We start from the raw sequence: 6,671 nt of genomic DNA, 5'->3' as shown, positions 1-6,671 counted from the left end.
CCCGGTGCCTTCGATGGACTTTGCCACCGCCAGCGCCTTGTCGGGCGAACTGCGGTAGGTGAAGGCCACGTCGGCGCCGTTTTCTGCCAGGGCGGTCGCAATCGCCGCGCTAGGGGCGGCACCCCGCGCCTGCCATCCCACCCCGGCACGGTACTTGCGCGACCCCGTGAAGATCGTAAACACGTTCTAAGTGCAGGGCCACGATGTCCGATTGCGGCAGCCGGCATTGGCCGCGCAGCGCCCATTGCTGTGCCAGGCCGGGTTCGAAGGTGGGCACGCCTTCGCCCAGCAGCACGTTGGCAATGAGCAGGTGCAGTTCATCGACCAGGCCGTGCGCGAGCAGGTCGCAGTACAGCAGGTGGCTGCCATAGATCAGCAGATCCGGCCCAGGCGCGGCCTTGAGCTGGCGAATGTGCGCATGCGCCTGCGCGCGCGGGACCACGGTGGTGGTGCCGGCCCAGGGTGCGTCGGGCCGCAGCGCCAGGTGGTCGCTGACGAGCAGCTTGCGGGCCGCATCCACACGCTCGGCGATTTCACGCTGCACCGGGTCGCTGCCCGGGCCGCGGTCCACCTGGGGCCAGTAGCCCTCGAACATGGGGTAGGTGGTGGCGCCGAAGAGCAGGGTGCCGGCGCGGCGCAGGCAGTCGAGGTTGTGCGCGTCGAAGGCGGCACCCATGGGCAGGCCGGTGAGCGTGCCGCCGGGGCCGGCGCAGTAGCCGTCGAGTGAACTGAGGATGCTGACGATGAGCTGGGCCATGGAAAAAATCTCCTGAATGAACCACGCGCCCGGCCTGTCCGGGGCGTGTCATTGCTTTGGAGACATGCCAGGGAGCGAACTCATCGGTCTGGCGAGCTCTTTTTCAGGAAAGTTGGTCGGGCATGCCGAAGCGGCGGCAGACGGCCGGGTCGATGAAACTGTCGATGGATTCGATCAACGGCTCCCCCTGGTGCAGGCGCAGCAGCACCACGCCGCCGGGGCTGAAATGGTCTTCACCAGGCTGCTGCATGTAGCAGGCAAAGCCCTGGTGGCCGTTGCCATGGAGCGGCTGCAGGCGCCAGGGCGTCTGGAACACCCGCTCGGCAAAGAACGCCAGCACCATGGGGCGGCCGCTGAACCATGAGGGCAGTGGCGGCATGGTGAAGCGCGCATCTTCGGCCAGCAGGCGGGACATGGCGGCGATGTCCCGCTGTTCCCAGGCGGCGACGAAGCGCGCCAGCAGGCCATCGAACCCATCCTGCCTACCGGGTGGCGGTAGCGCCTGGGCTGCGGGAATGCGCTCCCGCACCTTTTTTTGCGCGCGCTGCAGGGCGCTGTTGACCGATGCGACCGAGGTGCCCAGCAGCTCGGCCGCCTCTGCCGCCGAATACTCCAGCACCTCGCGCAGCAGCAGCACGGCGCGCTGGTTGCCGGGCAGGTGCTGCAGCGCGGCCACAAAGGCCAGCGCCACATGCTCGCGGCGCTGCAGGGCGGCGGCCGGGTCCTCTGCAGCGGTGGCAGCCCACTCCGCATCGGGCAGTGGCTCCAGCCACACCGGCCCGGCCACGGGCTCGCCCAGCTCGGCCGTGCTCAGCAGGGGCGGGCCATGGTCCGCCGAGGTGATGCGCCGCGGGCGCTGCGCCATCAGGCGCAGGCAGACGTGGGTGGCGATGCGGTACAGCCAGGTGCCCAGCGCGCTGCGCGACTCGAAGCCGGCCAGGCCGCGCCAGGCGGCGAGCAGGGTCTCCTGCAGCGCATCATCGGCATCGAAGGGCGAGCCCAGCATGCGGTAGCAGTGGGTGTGCAGCGGTCGGCGGTGCGGGGCCACCAGCCGGTCGAAGGCGGCGGTGTCGCCGGCACGCGCGCGCTGCAGGTACTCGGCCTGGGCTGCGGCGGGGTCTGACGCGGTGTCGGGGTGCATGGCGCATTCTGACGCCTGCGCATCCCATGGTGGCTCTGGCCGGTTGTGCGACTTCTGCCCTGGGGCTGTGGGTCTTGCCCGTGGGGGCGCTTGCGCCGGCGGGTGCTGCACGCTCCACCGGCGCATCCACCACCACCGTCCCTTCGCCCTCGGCGCCTACCAGCACGGGGTTCAGGTCCTTCGAGGCAATGGCTCCGTTGGCGCCCACCATCACCGCGCCCACGGCCATGGCGACTGGGTCAGGGCAGCCACGTCGAGCGGCGGGTCGCCGCGCACGCCGGCGAACAGGGGGCGATGCGCAGGGTGTGCAGGGCCTCGATCACATGCACGCTCCACGGAGGAGGTGCTGGCGCCGTCATGGCTGCGGGTGACGACGGATCGGGATCGGGCGGCAGGGGCATGGCAGTGCTTCTCGGTGTTTCTTGGGGTGAAACGGTGGGAATGCCTGCAATCTAGGGATTGCCGTTCTTGCCGTCAAAACCTTCTGTTGAAGTTTTGATGGGCAAAACTTTCAGGGGCGCCATTGCGGGTTCACCCGGTGGGAGCAAGGCCGGGAATGCAGCGAGCAGAACGCGGATGGCGCACCCCATTGGCCGCTTGGTCGGCCGTGGTGGGGGGGGCCTGCAGAGAATGTTGCTTCGGGCGTCTGGCCACGGCACACCAGAGTCACCTGGACATCAGGGCCGGCCAGGGGCTGAGCGGGGGGCCAGGCGGAGAACGGGTGCCTTCGCCAGGGTGTTGCCTGCTTTGCCAGCACCGTGCTTTGGCGCAGGGAAGGCAGGCTTCAGGCGGGCATACTGTCGCCACGTACCCACTCCTCGCAGCGGCTGCGAAAGACGTCCCCGCCCCAGGGGGCCCAGGTGAGTTGGTCCATGGAGCTGGGGGCAGGCAACAGGTCCAGGAGTTCGGCGGTGCGGTTCTTGTCCTGGGCCTTGCAGGCCAGAGCGGCCTGATGGATCTGGATGACCCGATCCGGGCGGAGCTTGTTCAGATCTGTATAGGCCCGGTCCATCGTCTGCCAATCGGGCATCCCCGCCTTGAAGGGATTGCTCCGCAGTGCGGGGAGTGCATCGAATGCGCTGGTGTAGATCACTGCAAGCATGGAGGTGCCCCTGGCCTTGTCGGACCTGTGCACGGCGAGCGTGGCCAGTTCGCGCAATTCGGGGAGGGCTTCGGTGCTCTTGAGTTCCAGTGCACCGACGATTTCTTCAAAGAACCATTCTCCAGGCTCCGACATGCCGGCCAGCTGGTTCCTGGTCAGCTCGATCACCTGTGACGGTGTCGCGCCATCCAGGGATATCAGCCTGGCGTAGGTGGATGTCCAGGCCGGGTCTTTCTGGGCATTGCTTTCCTTGACGGCTTCAAGTGCCTTCAGTGCTTCAGCGATCAGCCGCCCCTGTTCCGTCCAGTCGGCGATTCGGGGGGCGTCCCGGACGATGATTCGGCCCATGACAATCGCTGCCGGCACGCTGCGAGGCGCTGAGGCCACCCATTGCCTGGCGAGCTTGAGTGCTGCCGCAGCCCGGGCGACATCGTCCCGGCGCCCGATGCCCGCTTGCATGCCCAGGAAAAACAGGTCGCTGCCCGAAACGCCCGATGCATCGGCCTCCAGGCCGGCGGCCATCGCATAACGGGCGTCCAGTTGGGAGAACTCCTTGTTCTCCAGTAGCTTGTAGAGATCCAGATAGTCCAGCAGGGTTGGCTTGGCAGCGCAGGCGCCACCTACGCAAAGTACTGCAGCAAGGACCAGGGATCGGAGCAGCTTCATGGGCTTGCCTCGCGCGACCAGTTTTGACAGCGCCTGAATTCCGACCTGCTCTGCCACACCTGGGGCTCGACCTCCTGGGCAATGCGCTGGAGCAGCTGCGCGGTGGTTTTTTTGTCCAGAGCGCTGATGCAGGCCAGGCGGGCGTAAGTGTTGAGGTTGGTGCTGTCGGGGTAGCGCTGCACCAGGTCGTCAAAGCCCGCCCGAATGCGGGGCCAGTTCACATCCGGGCGGGCAAAGACGGCCGTGCCCCGTTTGGAGAGCAGTCCATACGCGGACCCATAGATGCGTGCGTACATGCTCTGGCCTTCTTCGGCCTCGGTGTTTTCAACGGCATGTGCAGCCAGGCCGGCAATGGCTTCGTAACTGCCTCCCCACTGGGGCGTGAGGCTGTCTGCAAGGCTGGCGTAGATGCCCGGATTCCCGGGGAACGCGGCCAGGGCGTCGTGTGCGAGTTTGGCCAGATTTTTCTGGCCCATCGGGGTATACCGCGAATAGGTCAGCAACTGGCTCCACCAATTGGGGTCCTTGCGCCCATGCTCCGCATGCGTGAACAGGATCTGCACCGCCTGGTTCGCCAGGTCCCGGAACTTGAGCATGTCCTCCTCTCGGACGTTGTTGGCGAAACCGGCGCCCCGGTACTCCCAGGCCTGGGCGTCATAGGCCTTGGCAAGCGTCAGTGCGGCAAGTGTGGACTGGGGCTGCTGGCCCAGCCACACCCTGGCTTTTTGCTGCTGTGCAAGCCAGTAGTCATCATTGACGCGAGAGCAGCGAAACTCCGTGCAGGGGCGCATGGCGGGTGGCTCGCCAAACGCGATCGACTGCACGAGCCGATCCGCCCGAAAGTCCCCTGACGGCAGGCGTGAATTGTCCCGCCGGGCCTTGCTGTACCAGGTGTCCAGCGTGCTGAAGTCGCTGGCGGCAAAGCTCTTGGTGAACAGCTCCGCAATCTCTTTGCGTTCTGCCATTTCGCCCGCGTGGGCGGGCAGCATGGGCCCACACAGCAACGGCAGGGCCAGCGCCAGCCTGGCTGCCAGTTGTGTGCCGGAATTTCTCACGCGTGCTCCTGATTTGGGGACAACGGGAGCGAATTTACACCGGTTGCCTGGTCCACCGAAATGCGCCCCATGCTTTGGCGGGCGCTGGTCCTGCCGGGAATATTGCTAAGGGCGCCCGGCCGCTGCGCGCCACCTGACCGTGACCCCCATCGCCAGTGCCGCAAGCGCCACGCACACCGCTGCGGCCGGCCAGCCATGGCGGTCCACGACGCTGCCCACCAGCAGCGGCCCGAGCGCCTGGCCCAGGTTGCTGCCCTGCATGAGCAGGCCCACGGCCAGCGCAGCGTGGGCGGGCGTGGCTGTCACCTGCGGCACCGACGACAGCAGGCTGGACGGCACCAGCCCACCCATGGCCGAGAACACCAGGCACAGCACAAAGGCGGCCCACGGGGGCAGCACCGGCACGAAGATGCCCAGGGCGCACAGCCCCATTGCAGCCGCGGCGGCCGTGCCCAGCACCGTGCGGCCGAGGCGCGGCAGCAGGGCACCGGCGGCCAGGTTGCCCACGATGTTGGCCGCGCTGGCCAGCGCCGCGAGCAGGCCCACCGTGCTGGCCTCCACCTGCAGGCGCTGCTGCAGCAGCACCGGCAGAAAGCTGAACAGGGCAAAGAACATCAGGCTGTAGAGCAGGAAGGTGGTGGCCAAGGCCAGCGCGGGGCCGCGGCCTACCTCGGCAATGCGTGCGCGCGGCCCGGCCGCCGCGCCATGCGTGTCCATGGCGCGGGGCACGGTCCACAGCACCAGTACCGCAATGGCGCCCGAGCCCAGCGCCGCCGCAGCCCACAGGCTGTGCCAGCCGCCGAACCACGGCCCGGTGAGCATGGCCAGCGCGATACCGGTGGGCATGAAGCAGCCCCACAGCGCCATGGCACGGCTGCGGTCAATAGCCTGCACCTGGCGCGCGAGCACGGTGGGCCCGGCCACGGTGATGAGCACAAAGCCCAGCCCCTCGACCACGCGCGAGGCGAGCAGCACCGCATAGCTGGCGGACAGCACGGCGAGCAGGGTGCCCAGCACCGTGGCCGCCAGGCCCAGCACGAGCATGCGGCGCGCGCCTGCGCGTGCCACCATCGACCCCGCGAGCACGCCGCCGACGGCACCCAGCATGGCGAAGGTGCCGCCCAGGGCGCCCAGCATGGACAGGCTGAGCCCCAGGCCGGCCTGCAGCTGCGGTGCCGTGATGGCCACCTTGCCCAGGTGGAAGGATGCGGCCACGCCGGCGGCCACCACCACGGCGACGGCGCGCCAGTCGGTGCAGGGCAGGGCGGGTGGTGGTGCACTCCCCTGCATCACGCCACCCCTTGCGCAAACCCGAGCGCCCTGGCGATGCGCGCCACATGCATGCCCTGGTAGCGGGCGGCTTCGAGCTCGTTGGCGCTGGGCTGGCGGTCGCCACCGTGGCCATCGTCGGCCAGGGTGCTGGCGCCATACGGCGAGCCGCCGGTAACCTCGTCCATGCGCAACTGGCCCTTGAAGCTGTAGGGCAGGCCCACGATCACCATGCCCAGGTGCAGCAACACGGTGTGCGTGGAGAGGATGGTCGATTCCTGCCCGCCATGCTGGCTGCCGGTGGATGTGAACACGCTGCCCACCTTACCGACCAGCGCATCGCGCGCCCACAGGCCACCGGCCTGGTCAAGAAAATTTTTCATCTGCGCGGCCATATTTCCGAAGCGGGTAGGGGTGCCGATCACGATGGCGTCGTACTCGGCCAACTCCGCCACCGAGGCCACGGGCACATCCGAGGTGGTCTGGTAACCGGCCTTGGCCGCGACCTGCTCGGGCACCAGTTCGGGAACGCGCTTGACGACCGCATGGGCGCCGTTGCCCAGGCTGCGCACGCCCTCGGCCACGGCAGTGGCCATGGATGCGATGTGGCCGTAGGAGGAATAGTAGAGAACGAGACCCCGGGTCGCCATGGATGAACCTCCGTATCTGGATGGGCCAAGT

7 protein-coding genes are annotated in these 6,671 nt (G+C 68.0%); all 7 read right to left on the bottom strand.

All coding sequences use genetic code 11. The features are described from left to right. Positions 1 to 109: 109 nt before the first annotated feature. Complete coding sequence (locus ACK59X_RS34975) at positions 110 to 757, bottom strand: dihydrofolate reductase family protein (protein WP_409964184.1); 648 nt, start codon at positions 755 to 757, stop codon at positions 110 to 112. A gap of 103 nt (positions 758 to 860) precedes the next feature. Beyond that, positions 861 to 1,898 carry an RNA polymerase subunit sigma-70 gene (locus tag ACK59X_RS34970; RefSeq protein ID WP_409964182.1) on the bottom strand — a complete coding sequence of 346 codons (1,038 nt, stop codon included), beginning with the start codon at positions 1,896 to 1,898 and terminating at the stop codon, positions 861 to 863. 239 nt (positions 1,899 to 2,137) lie between these two features. Beyond that, positions 2,138 to 2,299 carry a hypothetical protein gene (locus ACK59X_RS34965; protein ID WP_409964180.1) on the bottom strand — a complete coding sequence of 54 codons (162 nt, stop codon included), beginning with the start codon at positions 2,297 to 2,299 and terminating at the stop codon, positions 2,138 to 2,140. Between the two features lie 383 nt (positions 2,300 to 2,682). After that, positions 2,683 to 3,666, bottom strand: a complete 984-nt coding sequence (locus ACK59X_RS34960; protein ID WP_409964178.1) for a hypothetical protein — start codon at positions 3,664 to 3,666, stop codon at positions 2,683 to 2,685. Continuing rightward, entirely contained in the window at positions 3,663 to 4,721 is a 1,059-nt protein-coding gene (locus tag ACK59X_RS34955; protein ID WP_409964176.1) for a hypothetical protein, read from the bottom strand. Before ACK59X_RS34955 ends, ACK59X_RS34960 begins: the two co-directional genes overlap by 4 nt. A 105-nt stretch (positions 4,722 to 4,826) precedes the next feature. Then, a complete protein-coding gene (locus ACK59X_RS34950; RefSeq protein WP_409964174.1) occupies positions 4,827 to 6,011 on the bottom strand; it encodes a CynX/NimT family MFS transporter in 1,185 nt (394 codons plus the stop codon). After that, on the bottom strand, positions 6,011 to 6,640 hold the full coding sequence (gene wrbA / locus ACK59X_RS34945) for an NAD(P)H:quinone oxidoreductase (protein WP_409964172.1): 630 nt from the start codon (positions 6,638 to 6,640) through the stop codon (positions 6,011 to 6,013). Before wrbA ends, ACK59X_RS34950 begins: the two co-directional genes overlap by 1 nt. Positions 6,641 to 6,671: the final 31 nt, after the last annotated feature.

Source organism: Acidovorax sp. (assembly GCF_046339755.1).
Classification (GTDB): domain Bacteria; phylum Pseudomonadota; class Gammaproteobacteria; order Burkholderiales; family Burkholderiaceae_C; genus Acidovorax.
The sequence above is the reverse complement of the archived record's forward strand: the minus strand, read 5'-3'. Positions and strand labels throughout refer to the sequence as shown.

What these genes read in the sequence shown, in the direction of transcription:
- ACK59X_RS34975 (WP_409964184.1), bottom strand. Translation starts at nt 757, where the DNA reads ATGGCCCAGCTCATCGTCAGCATCCTCAGTTCACTCGACGGCTACTGC.
- ACK59X_RS34970 (WP_409964182.1), bottom strand. Translation starts at nt 1,898, where the DNA reads ATGCACCCCGACACCGCGTCAGACCCCGCCGCAGCCCAGGCCGAGTAC.
- ACK59X_RS34965 (WP_409964180.1), bottom strand. Translation starts at nt 2,299, where the DNA reads ATGCCCCTGCCGCCCGATCCCGATCCGTCGTCACCCGCAGCCATGACG.
- ACK59X_RS34960 (WP_409964178.1), bottom strand. Translation starts at nt 3,666, where the DNA reads ATGAAGCTGCTCCGATCCCTGGTCCTTGCTGCAGTACTTTGCGTAGGT.
- ACK59X_RS34950 (WP_409964174.1), bottom strand. Translation starts at nt 6,011, where the DNA reads ATGCAGGGGAGTGCACCACCACCCGCCCTGCCCTGCACCGACTGGCGC.
- wrbA (WP_409964172.1), bottom strand. Translation starts at nt 6,640, where the DNA reads ATGGCGACCCGGGGTCTCGTTCTCTACTATTCCTCCTACGGCCACATC.